We start from the raw sequence: 19,799 nt of genomic DNA on the forward strand, positions 1-19,799 counted from the left end.
ATAAAAACATGTGGTAAAGTAATTATATTGAAATTAAATTTCACATATTGAAATTAATATTTTTAGAGAGGATGATATCATTATGAAAATGAAATTATCAGAAGCTATCGTACAAATTATGATTAAAGAAGGAATCACCGATGCTTTCGGCATTCCCGGAGCAGGTATTAACTCACTTTATGACGCTATGGATAAAGCACAGGACAAAATTAAACATATTACATTAAGACATGAGGAATGCTGTGTGCATGCAGCAAGCGGATATTACAGAGCAAGCGGCAAAATGGCAGTTGCATTATGCACATCGGGTCCTGGAGCAACAAATTTTATAACCGGTGTTTATACTTCAAACATTGATTCAATTCCACTTATCGCTATCACCGGCCAAGGCGTAAGAGCACTTATGGGTAAGGATGCTTTCCAATGTGTTGATATCGTTGACATAGCTAAGCCTATCGCAAAGCATGCCATATGCCTTAAAAATCCTAAGACAGCTGTTGATGAAGTCATTAACGCCTTCAAGATTGCCAGAGAAGGAAAGCCTGGCGCAGTACTTATAGATCTTCCACTTGATATGCAGATGAGTGAAGTAGAATTCGATGCTGATGCTTATGTTCCTACTTCTGTAAGTAATCCAAAGGCATCCCCTTCAGCAATCAAAGCTGCAATGGATATGCTTGTTGAAGCAAAAAATCCTGTGATCCTTATGGGCGGTGGTGTTGTACTTGCGGATGCATGTGCAGACCTTGTTAAATTTGCTGAAATCATGCAGATTCCTGTTGTTACCACATATATGGGTAAGGGCGGAATTCCGGTTGACCATCCGTTAAATGCAGGAATACCCGGAATTCAGTGTGGCGCACCAATAGGTAATAAGACCTTCTCAGAATCCGATGTCGTGTTAGCTATCGGTAATAGATTTACCGATCGTCATACAGGTGCAGTTCCGGTATATACAAAAAACAAAAAGTTTATTCATATCAATGTTGAAAGAAAAGAAATCGGTAAGATTTTCACTCCTGATCTTGGCATCGTAGGTGATGCAAAGGATGCAATCACTCAGCTGCTTGCAGAAGCTGAAAAATTAGGCAAGCAAAAAGGTGCGGCAAGAGTTGCAGATTTACCGAAAGTCAGAGCAGAACTCAGAAGAAAGGTTGATCATGACTGTGTACCAATCAACCCACATAGAGTCTTTGAAGAATTAAACAAATCATTTGATGCTGATACTATTTTTACAACCGGCTGCGGTATTACGCAGATCTGGTCAGGACAGCTTCAAGATATTAATAAACCAAAGAGATATCTTCCATCCGGCGGATCCGGTACTTTGGGTTATGACATCCCTGCCGCTATTGGTGCAATGGTATCTGAAAAATGCAAAAACAAGGCTGTCGCAGTAATAGGTGACTTCGGATTCACTTTCCATGCTCAGGAACTGGCAACCGCTGCTGCAAATGACGTTCCGCTTATAGTTTGTATTGTAAATAATGCTTACCTTGGACTTATAAGACAAAATCAAAAATTTGCTTTTGGCTATGAGTATGGTGTAGCAATGCCTGAAAATCAGGGTGTTATGGACTTTGTAAAGGTTGCAGAAGGCTTTGGCTGTGAAGGTGAAAGAGTATTCAAACCCGAAGATATCGCAGGTGCTTTTGAAAGAGCTAAGGCGTCCAAGAAGCCATATGTGATTGATATTGTATGCGAACCGGAAGCACATTGCTCAATGGGTCCTGATATCGAAAACGTGAAAGAGTTCAATAACTGATTTTTGTAGATACATCAACTATCTATCTTCTTTACTTTACCCCGTTGGTTTTATATCAACGGGGCTTTTTTATTAAAATTCGAAGAACAACGAAATATTATGCAACTTGATATTTATTTATGATGACCTCAACATCTTTCAAAAGCTCATTTAATTCTTCTAAATTTATATCTTCATTTCCTATGTTATCCAAAAAAATAGCCCCCTTGCTATAATTTGTTGTTTAATTGTTTACATTTATTATAAAACAATCAAAGGAATAGATCATCTAGGTTTACTATCTTTTAACAATATTTAACCGACCTTTAACAGGAAGGAAGTAAATTTAAAAAGTTATATTACCGTGCCAATACCGGTTTTCCTCTCAATCTTGTTACGTATAACAAGTCTCTGATAAATTCATCCAACCTGCTTAATATGGTTGTAGATAGGAATATGGATAACCAATCCATAGTATTTAATGGTATCATTCCCAGTATGCCTGCCAATCCCGGAATGTATATGGACGCAGCCATCAATCCGGTGGATATTGCAATGGACGGGATTAAATACTTGTTTGCACCGATGTTTTTTGAACTGCATTCATAAGCGTGAAGCATCTGGCAGGATACAAGGTTTGCGAATGCCATTGTCCTTGCTTTCATCAAGCTTCCGCCAATTAGCAGTGTTCCTCCGAATACGCCAAGGGTGGTTAGTCCTGTAGCTATTCCCCGGGTGATGATGCTCTTCTTTAAATTTTTGCTAAAGATACTTGTATTTGCATCTCTGGGAGGTTCCTGCATGATATTCTTATCCGGTGGGTCCACCCCTAGTGCCAGAGCAGGAATTCCTTCGGTTACAAGGTTAATCATGAGAATCTGTCCCGGTACCAATGGAACAGGAAAACCGGTAATCGCTGCAAGAAAAATTGCCAAAACTTCTGCTAAATTACCTGACAACACATATTTCATAAATTTTTTAATATTCCTATTGATAGTTCGTCCTTCCTCCAACGCTCTTACGATGGTCTCAAAATTATCATCAGTTAATATCATACATGATGATTCCCTGGTTACATCGGTTCCCGACTTGCCCATGGCAATACCGATATTGGCTTCTTTTACAGCAGGCGCATCGTTTACACCATCGCCGGTCATGGCCACCACATACCCCTTTTTTTTATAGGCCTTGACAATTTTCAGTTTCTGCTGCGGACAGGTTCTGGCAAATACCTGCACATCATCTATCACATCGGATAACTCATGTTCACTCATTTTGTCCAGCTGCTCTCCTGTCAGTACAATGCCATTCTCGGTCAACATATCAATAGATTGAGCAATAGCAGCAGCAGTTTGTTTATGATCTCCTGTAATCATTACGACTTTTATTCCTGCTTGATGACACTTTTGAATCGCTTCTTTTACCTGTGAACGTGGAGGATCCATCATACCTACCAGTCCCAGAAAAATTAATCCTTCTTCCGGCTCACCCTGAGTATTCTCTGCTGCTTCACTGCTATCTATTGGCTTATAAGCAACAGCCAATACCCGTAAAGCTTTGGAAGCCATTTTTTCGTTCGCATCCATAATCTTTTCAATTATACTGTCAGACAGTGATATAACTGCGTTATCGGTTAATATCCTGCTGCATTGGTTTATGATGGTATCCACCGCCCCCTTTGCATATGCATAGTAATTACCGTCCGGATCATGACAAATTGCAGTCATCCTTTTTGTTTCCGAATCAAAAGGGATTTCATGGACTCTTTGGTAACACTCAAAAGATTCCAACTGCAGCCCCGCTTTTTCTGACGCAATAAGAAGAGCGGCTTCTGTCGGATCTCCCTTAATCTCATAGTTTTTATCATCACTTCTTATGATCGATGCATCATTGCATAAGGCAGAAGCTGTTAGCAATAGCTCTAAATCATGATGATTCTCTACCACAATAGGTGTATCGTTTAAATAAAATTCACCTTCTATATTATAGCCTTCTCCTGTTATTTGGATATCCTTATCAAATGTCACGATCTCTTTAACCGTCATTTCATTTTTGGTCAGAGTGCCTGTCTTATCAGTGCATATGACGCCTGTACAGCTTAAAGTCTCTACCGATGGCAGTGTTTTTACAATGGCATTCTTTTTTGCCATTCTCTGCACGCCAAAAGCAAGGGCGATGGTGAGTACACTGGTCAGTCCTTCAGGGATCGCACCAACAGCCAAGCTGATACCGGTCCTTAACATCTGAAGTGAAGGCTGACCCCCTATGATCCCTCCAATGGTGATTATCCCGCAAATCCCTAAACACCCCCAAGCAATCACTTTTGCCAAGCGGTCAAGATCTTTCTGAAGAAGTGTCTTTTCTTGTTCGGTATTTATCAGCATGGCTGCAATTCTGCCCATCTCGGTGCTCATACCCGTTGCGGTGACAATGGCACTTCCTTTTCCTCGTACGATGGATGTCCCCATATATACCATATTACTTCTATCTCCCAATGGTACATCACCATCCGGTATATATTTCGCATTTTTAAAGACCGGATATGCTTCACCGGTCAATGAGGCTTCTACCGCTTCCATATTATAACCATCAATTAATCTGGCATCCGCAGCAACATGGTCACCTGCCTCCAGCAGAAGAATATCTCCCGGCACTACACGATCGGTCGGTATTTCTGCCGCAATGCCGTTTCGCAATACCCGGGCACTGGGCGCGGACATTTCTTTTAGCGCATCTAATGATTTTTCGGCTTTATATTCCTGCCATACACCTAACATTGCCTCCAGCCCGATAATGCCTAATATAATGGCGGCATCCACTGCCTGCCCTAAAATCCATGATACTCCTGTTGCTCCCAATAAAAGCTTAATAATAAATCCATCAAATTGATGCATAAACATTGTAATAAAAGACTCGGATTTCTTTTGCTCAAACTGATTTAATCCAAATTTTTCAAGTCTTTTTTTTGGTTCATCAGCAGATAGTCCTACGGCAACATTTGAGTTAAGATCTTTTACAACCTCCTCAACAGGCAATGTATACCATAACTGATCTGACTTAGACGCATTAGAAGAATGCATGGCAGCTTTTACGCTATATTCATAATAATCATCGGATAGCGTATTTTTAGTTTTTCTCAATTCTTGCGGAGACAACGGTTTTTTACATCTGAAATTCACTTTGACTACTTTGTTGTCATGTTTAATGTACGTCTTCGGGTGAATCATGGTGTCGATTTTTTCTTTGATTTCAAAAGCTGTAACTCTATCCACATCATAGACCACAAGAATTTTGCCAGTATAGGAATTGGCATTTGCCAATACGATACCTTTTATGGTAGATAAACTTCGCATTAAGTTATCACATAGGCTTTTATTATTCTTTAAGATATCATATTTGATTCTGATTCTTCCGGGTATATCCAACATACAATCACTTGTATATTGCTGCATATTTGCCACCTCATCAACAGTTTTAACTCTAATCTGCTTATTATATAGATAACCAAGTGTAGAATTATAATTCTCTACCTTATTATATTATGCGAGTTCTTGTAGGGGCGGACGACTCTGTCCACCCGCAGGTCACACAACAATGTACCGGGCGGACAGGGTCGTCCGCCCCTACGAATACTATTTGATATTACTTTGTTATTTTTAAATTTTATATTTGGTTATCTATAGATAACCATGTTCATTCAAGTCATATTTTATTATTATACATAAATCAAATTTCTTTATTCAGATCGCTATAAAAAGCCATTAATTGGCGAATAATAAAGTTTACACTGTTTAAAATATTAATAATAAATTCATTAAGGAGGCGATCTGTATTTGGAACCGCTAGGTTTTCTGCTGGGAATAGCTACTTTCGGTGTCGCGAAAAACTTCAAGCAGCCGCTGAGAAAAGCAGCGGTATTCGCCGCAAGCCAAGCCTTTACTCTAACCGATAGGGCTAAGGGTGTCGCATATGGGATTAAGGAAGAATTTGAAGATATTGTTGCCGAAGCGCATTATGAGCATATGAAAAGGAGTATGATGAATACCCAAAGTTCTGAGGAATTATATCAACCCGAACAACAATCACAACAATAGGAGGTGGCAATATGGCATTGATTAAAATAGCGCTAATGGGAATCATTATGTATTTCAGCTCAGTATTCATGGGTATGGTGATGTCAATTTAACTTTGGGAGGAATACGGTTTGTATTATGCAAATCTATCTGATAACAAGTTTGTTTTACCTGGAAGAGTAAGAGTTGCAATAAACAATCTCAGAGGAAACAAAACCTATGCAGATAAGATTATCTATTATCTTTCTGCAGTTCAAGGCATTCATAACGTATCAGCCAGCCATATTACCGGTAATGTATTGGTCTTATTTGATGAAAATGCTTTGGATGTTTACATTATTGAACAAAAAATCACTGATATAAAAAACTTGAATAATAACATAATATTGCATAAAACAAACCTCTCACAGACAAAAAAGAATCCGATAAATGATGAGCAGAAATGCTTGAACAAGTTGATGTTATCCGGCTCAGTATTAGCTGTTATGATGATAAAACAAATGTTTTTCGGCAGGACGTCATTAGCAAAAAACTATGGATTATTCTCCATCGCCGCTATAACATCCATCATGACCGGTTATCCTATGTTTAGGAAAGGCTTGTCGCATTTTAAAGCGAGCAGGCAGATTAACTGCGACATGCTGCTGGGTCTTTCGGCATTAAGCTGTGTTGTACTTAGAGAAAGTACTTTGAGCTTGTTTACCATTACCATAGGTTATTTAAGCGAAGTGATTGAGCATTATACCCATAAAAAGTCACAAAATGCTGTTCTAGAATTATTAAGACATAAGTTTGGCTATGTACGAAAGATGATTAATCATAAGGAAGTTTATAGAGAATATGACAGTATCTCTATAGGGGATACCCTTATGCTATATGAGGATGATTATGTACCGGTTGACGGAAGAATTATTCATGGAAAAGCTGTTGTCAATCATACGCTCTTAACAGGTGAGTCTGGCCCCATATATGCGCATACGGGGGATATGCTTTATTCCGGCGTTATCATTGATGAAGGCAGCGTTACAATAGAAGTTACCGATATAGGAACCGAAGCGCAGTATAAGAAAGGTCTGACGCTAATAGACAACTCTTGGAAAGAGCACTTGGAAGCAGTCAATGTAGTTGATAAATACTACCATACTGTAATGCCTTACGCTATTGCAGCATCCATCATGAGCCTTGTGTTAACAGGGAGCTTTATGACTTTTATTACAGTACTTTTGATCGCATGCCCCGGTCCGGCCTATATAGCGGCACCTGTTGCAATGCGGTCAGCTTTTATTACCGCGTGCAATCAGGGTATTTTGCTAAGAAATCCCGATAGCCTGGAAACAATAGGTACACTGGATACAATGATATTTGATAAAACCGGTACGCTTTCTACCGGTCATCCGCAAGTGGTTGATATTATAAATACTGATTTTTACTCAGAAAATGAAGTACTGGCTATTGCCGCTTCCTGTGAAAAAAATCAGAATCATCCGGTGGCGAAAGCGCTGCTCAGAGAATCCAAGATGAGAAAACTAGCGTTAAAAGGTATTACAGCGCCTCATTATCAGATTGGCAAAGGAATATCCTGTGTAATTGATGGTAAAGAGACTATCGTCGGAAACGCTAAAATGATGGCGGATAAAAATATTACCTTAAAAAGTGCAAAAGCAAAAGAAAAACAGTTGAAACAACTTGGTCAAAGTCCTGTTTATGTAGCTCATAACGGAAAGCTAATAGGCTTAATAGGCATTAAAGACACTATGAGACCTGAAACACGTTCCGCTATCAAGTATATCCGTGAATTAGGGATACAGGAAAATGAAATCATCTCAGGGGATGACCAATCAATCGTGGTGAACATGGCGAAAGAGTTGGGCATCAATGCTTGCTACGGTAATATGCTGCCGGAAAATAAAAGAGCTATCATTACAGCTTTAAAGAAGAATCATCGTATTACCGCAATGGTAGGAGACGGCATAAACGATTGTGCTGCTTTAAGCGGCGCACATATAGGCATTACGCTGGCAGACCGGTTGAATCGTGAAACACTGGAATGCTCGGATGTAGTTATAATGAATAATAATCTTCAGTCCATACCGGCTTTGATAGATCTGGGCAGATTTACAGAAAGCAATATGCGTCAATCCTATCACTTGTCGGTAGGATTGAATATCATAGGCATTTTACTTGTTTTCACAAACTGCATCAATCCTTTTTTTGCATCATTTTATAAGGATTTAAACAGTTTGCTGGTATTGATAAACTCGCTGCGGCCATTAAAGTATAAAATGAAATATCTGAGAGTAGGTGAATAAATTGGATGACATACAGTCATTTACAGAGGAATTCGATCATTCTTTTGAAAATTTACAAAACCAAATAGATCACAGCCTATCTTTGATCAATCATCATCCGGAACACAAAAAAGAGATCATCGATATGTGGGCAAAGCATATTAAACAATTTACAACTTATGCGTTCCAAAGCAGTGAAAAGCATAACAACCGGGACGTATATAAGGCGATTACCAAGGCATTAATATTTAGAAGATAAATTTGGAGGTATGACACATGAACGAAATGCTAAAACCTTTTGGCTCACAGAGTTTTTTCATCGGTCTTGGAGTTGCTGCCATCGGCTATCTACTGGGACCTCAGATCAAAGAATCCCTTAGACCGGTAGCTGTGAAAGGCGTACAAGGCGCCATGGTGCTGTCAGACCAGACAAAGCACATGATGAACCAGGGCAAAGATACGATTAATCATATGGTTGAAAAAACACATATGACAGGCGCTCAGCATCAGGTTCCTATGGACCAGACCAATATGTTTCAGGCGCTATTGAATGAATTGAAAGCAGAAAGAGAACATTCCAATAAGATTTTAGAAGAATTGAAGAACACCGTGACAGGTTTAAAGGATGAGGTCGCTCAGATAAAAACCGATGTAAATGGAACTACCGGAAATACTATGCAGTAATTTTGCAAAAAAATCAAAGCTATATTTACACTAGAGTCAAGGAAAACAAATGAGACTTATAGTTAACAAGCTATATATCACCAAAGCTTTCCTAGGGGCAGACAGGACTCTCTGAGACTACTGAAAAAGTGCTTGGTTGGTCGAAAATCAAACATGTGGACAGTCCCTCTGTTATGCCAAACCCGGGCAAACAGCAGGGTCAGTCCCCAAGTTCGATTTCCTCTATGTGCTGAATCGGACTTTTTCGCATCCTCCGATATACATTAAAATATTAACTAACATTCATTCAACGACATTAAAACACCGTATCCGTCGGTAATCTGTATTCTTGTCACACTTCCGTTCTGCACACTGAAATGCCAGCTTCCTTCAATGTCCATGCCCAGCAAATACGCGATGATGTTTCTTATGACGCCCAGATGCGTTACAATGATTACTTTTCCGTGTTCATAGCTGCTCGTAATCTCATCTACCGCTTTTACAATTCTATCAAAGGTTTGTCCGGCACTTTCCCCTTCAGGAATGGTAAAATCTATCCAATTTTGCAGCCAGTGATCATGGAGTTCTTTATGGTTTTCTTTAATATCATCATAAATCAAATCTTCCCATATCCCAAAATTACGTTCTTTCAATCCGTCTAGAATTGTAATCTGCTTTTGATGATACTTATTGATTGCTTGCACCGTTTGCATGGTTCTTTTCAAAGGGCTGGAATAGATTCCTTCTATTTTCTCTTCCTTTAAAACCTTAGCGATATGGTCTACTTGCTTTATTCCCTGTTCATTAAGCGGAATATCGGTCCACCCTAAGTATGTACCTCTGATATTGCTGTCGGTTTCCCCGTGACGGACAAGAATGAGCTCTAACATTTTTTCACCCCACACTAATAGAAAATGGACAATGGACATTGTACAATGGACAATGATTAGTGGATATATAAACTCATTATATCTTTTTGAGTCTGCTATTGGCAGGAACATATTATTTATATAAATAACACTAAGTACATTACAGTCAGGCGTAGAAGAAAAAATGTGACATGGGGACGGTTTTCATGTCACAACGGTTTTGGGTGACAGGAGAACCGTCCCCGTGTTACATTCATTGCTTAGTGTGACGTATATAGATATTATTTTAAAACAAAATAAGTGCAAGAGTCAAAAAAATTGTCTGGTTTAATTCGCAGGCGGCGCCGCAGGTATCGCCTGTCATACCTCCTATTTTAGAGGTTACAAACTGAACAAATAGATAGGTAAATATTATAGTTGATCCTATAAAAATAAGGCCTGTTAGATTGAACAATAAAAAAGCAATGATACCGGATATCAACGTTCCGATAACAATCTGATTGATTCCGCAGTAGTCAATAAAAGCTTTTCCTAACCCCTCTCCGCTCCGGGCATACTTTGACATCCCTGCTGAACACACCGAACCCAGCCGTCCCATTACAGGCATAATCAGTAAAACTTTTACAATTACATCCTTCCCAAGTTCGGCAATACACACGGTATTCAACAAAAATATCGATACAATGGCAATCACCGCATTGGTTCCTACCCTGCTGTCTCTCATAATCTCCAGCATGCGTTCCTTTGAACGGTTGCTGAACAGTCCGTCAAAAGTATCTCCTAAACCGTCAATATGTAGCCCTCCGGTCATCATCGCATAACAGACCATCACCACCGCAGCCGGGAACAATCCATGTGCTGCCATAGAGGATACACGATATATTAAGGCAATGAATCCTCCTATCAATAGCCCTATCAAAGGCCCGAAGGCCAAACCTTTTCCAAAATCCTCTTCGTTCACATCCAGATTGATGGCAATGGGGATTTGAGTTAAAAATTGAATCATCAAAATAATTCTTTTAAACATGACTTCACAGCTTTCTATACTATTTTATTTTTATGGGGATTCCGGACACTACCAGATATACTTCTTCTGCCACGGCCGCAAGCTGTTGGTTCGCTCTGCCGGCAATATCCCTAAAAATCCTTGCCAGCCTGTTTTCAGGAACAATCCCCATGCTTAGCTCATTGGTCACTGCAATGACAGGCACGTCCATATGAGTAGTAATGGAAATCAGTTTATCTATCTCGCTTTTTACATGCATTTCAAGCATATTAATCTCATCCATCGTACAAGTATCCCAATCGGTAATTTCTCCTTCAAATAGGATATTGGATGTCATGACAGTAATGCAATCGAGAAGGATTCCCTGGTGCCCATTGTATGTCCGCTTTATTTCGGTATCCAGTTCCTTATAGGTTTCCAATGTGTCCCAATATGCCGGACGCTGCTCTTTATGTTTTCTTATTCTATCTTTCATCTCATCATCAAAAGGAATGGATGTAGCGATGTACAGTATTTTCTCCCCCAACTCTCCGGCCTTTTTTTCCGCAAAGATGCTTTTTCCGCTTCGGGCACCGCCTGTAATCAATATCAATTTTCCCATTGTTTTACTCTCTCCAATACTTCTTCAAATGTTGCGGCTATTAAAGGATAATCTATGTTGGGGCGGGCAATCACCATGATAGGAATGTTTAAATCTTGTGCAGCCAGCAGCTTGTTTTCCATTCCTCCGACACTGCCGCTATCCTTTGTAACTACTACCGCTGTATTACACTGTCTAAACATCTCGCGGTTCAATTCCCTGCTGAACGGTCCCTGCATTGCTATGACTTGCTTGGGCTGCAATCCCAACTCCATGCATCGGCTCATAATTTCCGTACCGGGAAGTACTCGAACAATCAGCCGGTCTTTTTCATTTATTTCTTTTATTACAAACTTCAGATTATTACTTCCTGTGGTCAAAAATATCTTACCATTCATGCTGTTCAGCCGGTCAATCGCATCTTCAAAGGATTGTGTGACAATAACATTTTCAAATTCTTTATAGTCTCCTTTTGCCCTTTCATATCTTAAGTAATGAATACCCGCATGTTCACAAGCGTGAACAGCATTTTCCGATACATTCCTTGCAAAAGGATGGGTTGCGTCCACTACAGCCGATATCTTCATATTATTGAAAACTCTCAACATATCCTCTTTATGCAGTTTTCCTTGAATGACGGCCATATTCTCTGATTCCGACACCAGTTCGGCGCCATATGTTGTGGCCACCGAAACAGCTGCCTTATAACCATGTTGTTCCAGATATGCAGCCAATTCCCTTCCATCCTGTGTTCCTGCAAATACTAATATCATAACCGATATCCTCTTGGAGTGATGATTTTCCCTTCATGAATATAAGTGGTAGAATTCCCGATAATAACCACCGAAAGCATATCTATATCATACTCTAACATCTTGTCGAGGGTGGTTATTTGTATCTCCTGCCCTTCTCTCTGAGCGTTTCGCACAATTCCCACCGGTGTTTGAGCCGACTTATATTTTCTCATGACCTCTTGTGCTTTTACAATTTGCTGTGTACGCCCATGACTTTTTGGATTGTATAGTGCGATAATAAAATCTCCCTGTGCTGCACATTCCAATCTTTTTTCAATAACCTCCCATGATGTTAACAGGTCACTCAAGCTGATTACCGCAAAATCATGCATGACCGGTGCCCCTAATACCGATGCTGCCGCATTTACCGCTGAAATTCCAGGGATTACTTCAACTTCTACATCAGCACCGGCTTCTTTCACAACCTCCAGCATGATTCCTGCCATACCATACACTCCTGCATCCCCGCTGCTGATAAGAGAAACCCGTTTCCCTTCCAAAGCTTTTTCTAACGCCAATCTGCATCGGTCCAGTTCCTTTTTCATTCCGGAGCTTTCAACTTCTTTGTTTTTTACTAAATCTTCGATAAATTCAATATATGTTTTATACCCTACTATGACTTCCGATTCCTCTAGTGCTTGTAATGCCTTAATCGTCATATGACTCCGGCCTCCGGGTCCAAGCCCCACGACATAAATTTTTCCTGACATACATAACCTCCACTTATAGCTAAAAAACTTCAAAGTTGTTTTTAACCAATATGTTAATTCTTGTTTCAATACATCTGTTTTATTATCGTAGGGGTGGACGACCCTGTCCACCCGCTGTACTATTACCCTATCTGCGGGCGGACAGAGTCGTCCGCCCCTACAAACAGTCACCTAGTTTGCTATTAGTTGGAATTTAAATACAGGATACTTTTAACTTTGATTTTGGTTATCTATAATAAAATCAAAGTTCTTTCTTAATGATCTATTTCCAATTTTTTCTCCACTGCCACCGCCACAGTGACACCGTCTTTTATGTATTTACCGCCTATCAACCTGCCATTGCAACAAGATACTACCGCGCAAGGCTCTGCTACACAGCCTACCCCAATGGTCTCTTTTACAAATGGTGAGCATTCGAACTCCTGCTCCACTTTCCGTATCTGCACTCTATCAACTATTACTAACGGCACTTCAAGATCCTCTGCTGCCCGTATCAGGCCTTGTTCTTCAGCTTTTACATCCACCGTTGCGATATGTTTTATACATCCGCTATTGATGGAAAGCTGCTGCAAATATTCCGAAACTGCCTCCAGAATTTTTTCTTTTGGCGTATTTTTTCTACAACCAATGCCTAAGACGATGCTTTTGGGCCTTAGAAAGACATGAGGTATAGTAATATCCTTTAAAATATGATGCGTTAACAATATGGCGCCCGCATAACTCTTATCTATTTGTTGGTGAGTGTTTATTATAACAGCATTATCCGGTAATTCAAAAACATTCTCATAATCGCTGTAAAAGCCCACCTTCTGTCCGTTTATAATGGACGCTGCGATGGCTGTCAAATGTTGTTGATTCTCTATCTCACACCCTAGTTTTTTTGCCAGCATGTCTACGGCTAAAGTGTCATTCACATCACTGGCTGTGGTAATAACCGGATTAGCGCCAATCAGATGAGAAATGCGCAGCGTAAGTTCATTGGCACCTCCAATATGTCCCGATAACAAACTAATGACGTTCTTACCCTTTTCATCCAATACTACCACTGCCGGGTCTGTTTTTTTGTCTTTAATAAAGGGAGCAATGCTTCTTACAACAATGCCTGCTGCCATGATAAATACCAGCGCATCATATTGATTAAAAATTCTTTCTACCACACCACCCAGCTTCTCTCCTATAGGAGAGCACTTCTCATCTATCATACAAAATTTCTCAGGCAAATAAAGCTGAGCTCCAAGTAAATGTGCCAAATGCTTAGCCAATTCAGCACCATTAGATGTCAGTGCAATCACAGCTATTTTCATTCTTTCGCACTCCGGAACTCATGACTGAATGATTTATCATATAGCTTGGAAAGTTCATACCTATTTCCCAGGAAATCTCCTACCACGATTTGTGCTGTTTTGGTAATCCCTGCTTTCTTTACCTTTTCCGAAATATCTTTTAACGTACCCGATACAACCTTTTCATCGGGCCATGAAGCTCTGTAGATCACCGCTACAGGTGTATTTTCTTCATAACCTTCCAGCAGTTCTTCTACCACCTTGTCCATCATACCAACACTTAAAAAAATACACATGGATGCGCCATGCCTTGCAAGACTCCCCAATCTTTCGCCTTCCGGAACAGCCGTTCTTCCTTCCAAACGGGTCAGGATAACAGTTTGCGCAACCCCGGGAAGGGTGAACTCTTTTTTTAAGGCCGCGGCGGCAGCTACGAAAGAACTGACACCGGGAACCACTTCATAAGAAATCCCTATGGTGTCCAGCGCATCCATCTGCTCCCGTATCGCACCATAAATACTCGGATCACCGGTATGTACCCGCGCAACCTTTTTTTTATTTTGCTCCGCATCTTTCATGATATGTAAAACTTCTTCCAAAGTCATATCCGCACTGTTATATATTAACGCATCTTTTTTCGCATCTTTTATCACTTCAGGATTCACCAATGATCCTGCATAAATAATTACATCTGCTTCTTTAATAAGTTTTTGTCCCTTCACCGTAATTAGTTCAGGATCTCCCGGACCGGCACCGATAAAACAGACCATATATCAACGCTCCTTATTTCATTATTTTCTACACCTATATTGTTCACAGGGCCTTGCGAAAGCATCGGATACAAACTAAAAATCTGTGAACTGTGAACCAATGTCTCTGTGAACTAATGCCCCATTGATTTTTTTACAATAATCATAGACAGATAATTCACCTTTTGCCCAATCAGTCTATCCAAATCATACTCAATCATTTCTTCATCCAAACCGCACCGGCTTACCAATACCGCGTTTTTCTTTAACCCGTGCTGACCAAGGATATCTACCAGCTTATCAAAGTTTTTGGATATTTTCATTAACACGATATTATCAAATTTATCCAATATCTCATCCAAATTATCACATTCATAAGCAGAAGGAATGATGGCAATGGTTTCGCTGCCTTCCGCCAGTGGAAGGCAGGTCCGGCTTGATGCGGCGCAAAAAGACGTAATCCCCGGTACGGTTTCAGCAAAATAGCCTTTATCTTTTACCCTTTTTAAAATATACATATATGTACTGTACACCATCGGATCTCCTAGTGTCAGGAAAACAACATTTTTTCCTTCATCCAACAGCGTAAATATATGTTGCGCCGCTTCATCCCAGTGCCTGCTTAATTCTTGTTCATCATATGTCATAGGAAAAACCAGTGTATCAACCGTCTTATCCTCTTGCAGCAGCGGTTTTACAATATTTAATGCCACACTCTGCTTTTCCATAGCTGTAATGGGGGCAATGATGACCTGGCATTCATCCAACAGTCTCTTTGCTTTTAACGTAACCAGTTCCGGGTCACCGGGCCCTACCCCGATGCCGTAAAATGTCCCTTTCACTCTTTTTCTCCTTTCATCCCCGAGATGATATATATGGGATTCAAAGCTTGAAACATATGCCTTACACCCACTTTTTTCGCTCTTGAAACCGAAATACATACCACGTCAATCTCTTGATATTGATGGCTTTCCATCCAGCCAAGTGTATCATGCACCGTTTCTATGGTAATACAATTGGTTACAATCCTGCCTTGTGCCTTTAGCATCCTATGGGCATCATCCAATATTTGTTCCAAGTGTTCTCCGGCACCGCCTATCATCACTCTATCCGGCGCAGGTAGATTTTCCAATGCTTGCGGTGCACTTTCTTCTACCACTTGGACATTGCGAATCCCGAATTTTTCCATATTCTTGACGATAAGCTGTACACCTTCGGGATTTTTTTCTATCGCAAAAACCTTTCCATCTTTACATTGAAGCGCAGCCTCTATGGAAATGGATCCGGTTCCCGCACCAATATCCCATACCGTCATATCTTCTTTTAATCTTAACTTGGATAACGTAACGGTTCTTGCTTCCTGCTTTGTCATGGGTATGTCACCCCGGATAAACATCTCATCGGGTATGCCGGGAGTAATGTAATCCCATGCTTGTCCCGTTTTCTTGTCATTCATCTTCTATCACCATCACACTCATTTGAAAATTTCGCATTTCAGCAATTTCTTGTAAACTTCCTTCAACAATTCGCTCATCATCATAACTGAGGTTCTCCCCTACAGTTACTTTCTTATGTAAAAATCCTTTTTCCATCAAATACCGGGCAATTTTGTCAGGAGAATATTGGTTATCGGTCAGTAAAATCACTTTTTTATGATTGCGAACAGTATTTAAAAAGTCTTTGTCCATTCTTCCATGCAAACTGGTAAGTACTGCATCCTGCCAACATGTTTTCATGCGGGAAATAAGATATTGAGTAGAGCTGATTCCCGGGATCACCTCCAACTCTTGCTGATCGAAGTGAAGCAATAGATAATTCAGCATGCTGTAAAAGCCGGGATCTCCTGAAACAAGTACCGAAATCTTATACTGTTCTCTATTATCCTTGATAAAATCAACAATCTCTTTCAAATTGCTCTGAATAATCATTTTTCTTTTACTGTCTAGATTAAATATATCAAGGTTTCTCCGCCCGCCAATGATAATATCCGACTCACCTACCAACCTTGTAACGATAGGCAGCACATATTCGGAGGAACCCGGACCTACTCCCAGAACATAAATTTTATTCAATGGTATTCAACTCCTGAAGTATACTTTTTGCCTCATCATCCACTGCAAGGATTCCCTTTTCCAATGTAAATATCACCGTACCTACCTTCAGCAACTCTCTGCTTCTCTGGCTGCACCGATTGCTTATGCGGTTGGTAATCATACCATACACGCCGTTAATATTTGCCCGCTCCAAAATCTCTACAGCTTCCTCGGTGGTATTGGAATTTAATAATGCTTGAATGCTTCGGATATCCGCTCCTTGGGCGGCAGCATACGCGGTCATAATCTCCGCTCGCGCATCGGCAGTATGGCTGTGAGTGTAAAATATCCCAGCCGCTACCTTAATAAGCTTTCCGAGATGACCTACCAGCAGCACTTTTTGAAATCCATACTCAACACATTTATCGAGCATAAATCCTATGAAATTGCTTGTCCTTACGATATTATTCCTATGAATATGCAATGTCTCCGCTGCTAGTTTTTCTCCATAATTACCCGGCACCAGCACAACCGTCTTCTGCCCTGCGGCAGCCAGTACACTAAGTTCCAACGCTAAGGATTCCTTCCATGCTTCTTCCGACATAGGCTCCACGATCCCAGATGTACCCAGGATAGAAATCCCGCCTTCAATTCCAAGCCTGGGATTGAAGGTTTTCTTGGCTATCTCACGTCCATCCGGCACACTGATAGTAATTTCCACACCTTTGTTGCTCGGCAGTACCTCTTCCACTTCTTTCAAGATCATCGCGCGGGGTACCGGGTTAATAGCAGGTTCTCCTACCTTCACCTGCAAGCCCGGACGGGTCACCGTGCCGATACCTTCCCCGGCTTTAATGACAATGCCGATAGTATCCTTCCATCGGGCACATGCACAGATCTTTATGCCATGCGTTACATCCGGGTCATCTCCGGCATCTTTTATGACACTGCATATTACTTCATCACCCAAATGCTCTATATCCTCAACGGGCAGGCAGATGCGCCACCCCCTCGGCGTATCGATTTCGATATGATTTATCAGTCTTCCTTCTGTCAGCATCATAACTGCCGCCTTGCTTGCCGCCGCCGCACAGGAACCGGTTGTATATCCTCTGCGCATCTTCTTCCCGTTTACAATTTTATACAGTTCAAAATTCATATCATCACCACAACTCGAAGGTTTATTCCCTGTCTCCTATCATATATAGTATCGCATTTACGATGGCTGCGGCTACGGTACTGCCACCTTTTCTGCCATTTACAATGATATAGGGAATGCCCAATGCCTTGATCGCTTCTTTCGCTTCCACTACATTCACAAATCCAACGGGAACACCGATAATGACCGCCGGCTTGGCTTTTCCACTCTCAATCAAGTCTTTCAGCCTGAATAATGCTGTAGGCGCATTTCCAACAGCATAGATTCTATTTTTCGGGTTTTGTGCTGCTGCATCCATTGAGGCCATTGCCCGTGTAATCCCTTTTTCCTTTGCAACCCGAGCGACTTCCTCATCGGCAATAAAACAATGCACTTGTCCTCCAAAGCTTGCCACTACCCGTTTATTGATACCGGCATAAGCCATATTGGTATCTGTAACAATATGACTGCCTTTTCGAATCTCCTCCAAGGCCATCTCTATCGCACCATCGCTGATTTCCAATAAATCCGCATATTCAAAATCAGCAGTGGTGTGTATGACTCTTTTGATAATGCTTCCCTGCTGTGGGGTATACTCCTTGGATCCCAATATTTTCGTAATGATTTCAAAGCTTTTTTCTTCAATCGCTTTTGGGTTATGTATGTATTCCACCGGCAACTTCCACCTCTTTTAATGTTTGTTTGAATTTTTCAATAAATATATCGTTCGCCTTTTGATCTTTAATGGCAATTCTTATATACTGTTTGTCAAGAAAGATAAAATTTTCCGCATTCCTTACCAGTATTCCTTTTTGAGCCATTCTCTCGCATATCATGCTGCTGGTGATATGAGGGCTAAGCAGCTTAATCAATATGAAATTGCCAAAAGGCTCAAATACCTTTATCCCCTCTATCAATCCCAAGCAATTATAAAATCTTTTTCGTTCTGTTCTGAGCCATGCTTTTGTTTCCCGGATATATTCACTATCCTTTGTCAGAAGCTCGGCCGCCAAACTTGCAAAGTTATTTAAAGACCATGGCTGTTTCTTTAATGAAATACGCTTGATCAGTCTTTCACTTCCCAAGCCATAACCCAATCTTAGTCCGGGTACGGCAAAAAACTTGGTTAGAGCTTTTATGATAAAGAGGTTAAGATATCCTTCCAATTGATCTACCATGGATATATTCTGCTCTTCATCCACAAAATCGACAAATGCCTCATCAATGACTACTACGATGCCTCTTTCCCTGCATGCGTTTAAAATCGTCTTCATGCTGTCCCTCTTGATGATTTGACCGGTCGGATTATTCGGATTGCATAATATCAACATTTCAGCATCTTGATCAATGGAATCAATCAGACCATCCGGATCAAGAATATAGTCCTGTTCCTCTTTGATTCTATAATGCTCTACCTCACAGCCGGCATGAACTGCGGCTTGTCCGTATTCCGAAAAGCTTGGACAAGGAATGAGTACTTTTCGGGGTTTCAAAGTTTCTATTAATAGAAAAATGATTTCTGTCGCACCATTTCCCATGATAATATTGGATATATCAACACCATGATAATGAGCAAGGCTTGTCCTTGCCTTTATGTAATCCGGGTCGGGGTAGCAGGTTAAGATATTCATATTATCCGTAATCGCAGCTTGCAAAGACCGGGGTACTCCTAAAGGATTGATATTTGCACTATAATCCAATACCTGATCTATCCCAATACCATATTGTTCTTCTGCCTGGTATATATTTCCTCCATGAATATTTGCTCTATGCTTCAAAGTACATTCTCCATTCTTACTATAGATCAAGAACTCTAACGTTAGAAACAATCTTACCCGAATGCCACATACTGAAAGAATGCTTGCTTGA

General features: G+C 40.6%; 19 protein-coding genes. 5 read left to right on the forward strand and 14 right to left on the reverse strand.

What is annotated here, in order from left to right; genetic code table 11:
- Window positions 1-82: 82 nt before the first annotated feature.
- Window positions 83-1,765 (forward strand): thiamine pyrophosphate-dependent enzyme, encoded by a 1,683-nt coding sequence (locus QKW49_RS07650; protein WP_282866951.1) that lies wholly within the window; start codon window positions 83-85, stop codon window positions 1,763-1,765.
- Between the two features lie 338 nt (window positions 1,766-2,103).
- Here the strand turns inward: QKW49_RS07650 and QKW49_RS07655 are convergent, their stop codons facing one another.
- Complete coding sequence (locus tag QKW49_RS07655) at window positions 2,104-5,196, reverse strand: HAD-IC family P-type ATPase (RefSeq protein ID WP_282866953.1); 3,093 nt, start codon at window positions 5,194-5,196, stop codon at window positions 2,104-2,106.
- 381 nt (window positions 5,197-5,577) lie between these two features.
- Between QKW49_RS07655 and QKW49_RS07660 the strand changes: the two genes are divergently transcribed.
- The 4 genes from QKW49_RS07660 (at window position 5,578) to QKW49_RS07675 (ending at window position 8,789) form a co-directional block, all read left to right on the forward strand.
- The gene (locus QKW49_RS07660) at window positions 5,578-5,838 is read left to right on the forward strand and encodes a hypothetical protein (RefSeq protein ID WP_282866954.1); all 261 of its coding nucleotides are present in this window, start codon (window positions 5,578-5,580) and stop codon (window positions 5,836-5,838) included.
- 110 nt (window positions 5,839-5,948) lie between these two features.
- Window positions 5,949-8,126, forward strand: a complete 2,178-nt coding sequence (locus QKW49_RS07665) for a cation-translocating P-type ATPase (protein WP_282866955.1) — start codon at window positions 5,949-5,951, stop codon at window positions 8,124-8,126.
- Window position 8,127: 1 nt separating this feature from the next.
- Complete coding sequence (locus QKW49_RS07670; protein WP_282866957.1) at window positions 8,128-8,364, forward strand: hypothetical protein; 237 nt, start codon at window positions 8,128-8,130, stop codon at window positions 8,362-8,364.
- Between the two features lie 17 nt (window positions 8,365-8,381).
- Window positions 8,382-8,789 carry a hypothetical protein gene (locus QKW49_RS07675; RefSeq protein ID WP_282866958.1) on the forward strand — a complete coding sequence of 136 codons (408 nt, stop codon included), beginning with the start codon at window positions 8,382-8,384 and terminating at the stop codon, window positions 8,787-8,789.
- Window positions 8,790-9,064: 275 nt separating this feature from the next.
- Here QKW49_RS07675 and cobC read toward each other — a convergent pair whose 3' ends face one another.
- The 13 genes from cobC to cobD all read right to left on the reverse strand — a co-directional run bounded on the left by cobC (window position 9,065) and on the right by cobD (window position 19,708).
- The gene (gene cobC, locus QKW49_RS07680; protein ID WP_282866959.1) at window positions 9,065-9,658 is read right to left on the reverse strand and encodes an alpha-ribazole phosphatase; all 594 of its coding nucleotides are present in this window, start codon (window positions 9,656-9,658) and stop codon (window positions 9,065-9,067) included.
- A 265-nt stretch (window positions 9,659-9,923) separates the two neighbouring features.
- Window positions 9,924-10,664 carry an adenosylcobinamide-GDP ribazoletransferase gene (gene cobS, locus QKW49_RS07685; protein WP_282866960.1) on the reverse strand — a complete coding sequence of 247 codons (741 nt, stop codon included), beginning with the start codon at window positions 10,662-10,664 and terminating at the stop codon, window positions 9,924-9,926.
- Between the two features lie 19 nt (window positions 10,665-10,683).
- Complete coding sequence (gene cobU / locus QKW49_RS07690; RefSeq protein WP_282866961.1) at window positions 10,684-11,244, reverse strand: bifunctional adenosylcobinamide kinase/adenosylcobinamide-phosphate guanylyltransferase; 561 nt, start codon at window positions 11,242-11,244, stop codon at window positions 10,684-10,686.
- Window positions 11,232-11,996 (reverse strand): precorrin-6A reductase, encoded by a 765-nt coding sequence (cobK, locus tag QKW49_RS07695; RefSeq protein WP_282866963.1) that lies wholly within the window; start codon window positions 11,994-11,996, stop codon window positions 11,232-11,234. Before cobK ends, cobU begins: the two co-directional genes overlap by 13 nt.
- Window positions 11,993-12,727 carry a precorrin-3B C(17)-methyltransferase gene (gene cobJ / locus QKW49_RS07700; protein ID WP_282866964.1) on the reverse strand — a complete coding sequence of 245 codons (735 nt, stop codon included), beginning with the start codon at window positions 12,725-12,727 and terminating at the stop codon, window positions 11,993-11,995. The genes cobK and cobJ overlap by 4 nt, the downstream gene beginning before the upstream one ends.
- Before the next feature lie 254 nt (window positions 12,728-12,981).
- The gene (gene cbiG / locus QKW49_RS07705) at window positions 12,982-14,031 is read right to left on the reverse strand and encodes a cobalt-precorrin 5A hydrolase (RefSeq protein WP_282866966.1); all 1,050 of its coding nucleotides are present in this window, start codon (window positions 14,029-14,031) and stop codon (window positions 12,982-12,984) included.
- Entirely contained in the window at window positions 14,028-14,780 is a 753-nt protein-coding gene (cobM, locus tag QKW49_RS07710; RefSeq protein WP_282866968.1) for a precorrin-4 C(11)-methyltransferase, read from the reverse strand. Before cobM ends, cbiG begins: the two co-directional genes overlap by 4 nt.
- 113 nt (window positions 14,781-14,893) lie before the next feature.
- Window positions 14,894-15,601 carry a precorrin-2 C(20)-methyltransferase gene (gene cobI, locus QKW49_RS07715; RefSeq protein WP_282866969.1) on the reverse strand — a complete coding sequence of 236 codons (708 nt, stop codon included), beginning with the start codon at window positions 15,599-15,601 and terminating at the stop codon, window positions 14,894-14,896.
- Window positions 15,598-16,215, reverse strand: a complete 618-nt coding sequence (cbiT, locus tag QKW49_RS07720; protein WP_282866970.1) for a precorrin-6Y C5,15-methyltransferase (decarboxylating) subunit CbiT — start codon at window positions 16,213-16,215, stop codon at window positions 15,598-15,600. Before cbiT ends, cobI begins: the two co-directional genes overlap by 4 nt.
- Window positions 16,208-16,831 carry a precorrin-6y C5,15-methyltransferase (decarboxylating) subunit CbiE gene (gene cbiE / locus QKW49_RS07725; protein WP_282866971.1) on the reverse strand — a complete coding sequence of 208 codons (624 nt, stop codon included), beginning with the start codon at window positions 16,829-16,831 and terminating at the stop codon, window positions 16,208-16,210. Before cbiE ends, cbiT begins: the two co-directional genes overlap by 8 nt.
- Window positions 16,824-17,951 (reverse strand): cobalt-precorrin-5B (C(1))-methyltransferase CbiD, encoded by a 1,128-nt coding sequence (cbiD, locus tag QKW49_RS07730; protein WP_282866972.1) that lies wholly within the window; start codon window positions 17,949-17,951, stop codon window positions 16,824-16,826. The genes cbiE and cbiD overlap by 8 nt, the downstream gene beginning before the upstream one ends.
- Before the next feature lie 22 nt (window positions 17,952-17,973).
- Window positions 17,974-18,603, reverse strand: coding sequence for a precorrin-8X methylmutase (locus QKW49_RS07735; protein WP_282866973.1), 630 nt, complete (start codon window positions 18,601-18,603; stop codon window positions 17,974-17,976).
- Window positions 18,587-19,708, reverse strand: coding sequence for a threonine-phosphate decarboxylase CobD (cobD, locus tag QKW49_RS07740; protein ID WP_282866974.1), 1,122 nt, complete (start codon window positions 19,706-19,708; stop codon window positions 18,587-18,589). Before cobD ends, QKW49_RS07735 begins: the two co-directional genes overlap by 17 nt.
- Window positions 19,709-19,799 lie beyond the last annotated feature (91 nt).

Origin of the sequence: Petroclostridium sp. X23, assembly GCF_030013905.1 — a bacterium.
Lineage (GTDB): Bacteria > Bacillota > Clostridia > SK-Y3 > SK-Y3 > X23.